The organism is Corynebacterium mastitidis DSM 44356, from assembly GCF_000375365.1.
In the GTDB taxonomy this organism is placed as follows: Bacteria; Actinomycetota; Actinomycetes; order Mycobacteriales; family Mycobacteriaceae; genus Corynebacterium; species Corynebacterium mastitidis.
Genome location: NZ_AQXB01000037.1, coordinates 1 through 1,137 on the forward strand (window position 1 = coordinate 1; position 1,137 = coordinate 1,137).

The window sequence follows — 1,137 nt, forward strand, 5'->3', positions numbered from 1 at the left end:
CCCGCCAGCAAGATCGTAACTGACCCTGCTTCTGACGCTGAGGTTGGGTACACTACCCGGGTGTTCGTTCAAGCACTGTTTCCGTACAAAAGTAGCACTGAGCTGGTGCACCAGATCCAGCAGGGGCCGGTGAAGGTCACCGTGGTGGCCAGTGACGGGCTGCCGTATGGCAAGTACCCACGGTTGATCATGGCCTATGTGGTCACCCAAGCCGTGGCTCGCGCAGGGATGGCTCAGCGCGGGGAGCTAAGCCAGGAGGAGGCCAGGCGGATTCCGTTTGGAAACTCTCTGAACGAGTTCCTGCGGGCAATCGGGTTGACCACGCGCGGCGGTGGGAAGGTCATAGAGAACATCCGCATGCAGGTGGATCGTTTGGCGGCGTGTTCGATCAAGGTGGAAAACGTGGCGAAAACAGCGCTGTCCACGCAGCGTGAGGCGAAGCCGACGATGGATATTAGCCATCGGCATGAACTGTGGTTGACCCACAACCCGGATCACGGTGCGTTGCATGACTCGTTTTTGGAGTTGACGGAGGAGTTTTTCTCTGAGCTTGTCGCACATCCCATTCCGGTGGACTTGAATGTGCTGAATCGTTTGGGGCGCCCGAGGGCGATGGATATTTACACCTGGCTGGCATTGAAGAAGTATTGGTTGTCGCATCAGACGAAGAAGTTGGCATCTTATACGTTTGACTGGGATGTGATGGAGAATCATTTCTCTCCGAAGACCCTGACCACCTGGGTGGAGCATCGTGACTTGCGCAATGAGATGAAGAAATGCTTGGAAGCAATCGAGGAGCTGTGGCCGCAGATGGGGGCCGAGGTCACCAAGGAGGGTGTGGTCATCTATCAGGGGCCTACTCCGGTGCAGCCGACGCCGAGGAATCCGGCCTTGGAACCCTAGCGGTCGTCGCGCAAAAACGACGGTGAGGTGGTGCCTGGTGGCGCCACCTCTATTTTTGTCTTTTAACACATAAGGTCGGGATGGAGCGTTTCCGCAGGTCAAACCCTGTGGATAACTCTGCGTAACTTTACCCTCACGGTTTTGTGTGACCCAGCTATCATTTTCTATTTGCCCTGGTCAGGCTGCGTAACTTTACCCTCACGCAAAAATGCCGTGCGTAACTTTACCCTCGCT

Annotated in this window: 1 protein-coding gene; it reads left to right on the forward strand. The window is 55.9% G+C overall.

What is annotated here, in order from left to right; translation table 11 throughout:
• Positions 1–903: replication protein RepA (locus B140_RS12805; RefSeq protein WP_018119479.1), on the forward strand; the 903-nt coding region annotated here is incomplete at its 5' end.
• Between the last annotated feature and the right edge of the window lie 234 nt (positions 904–1,137).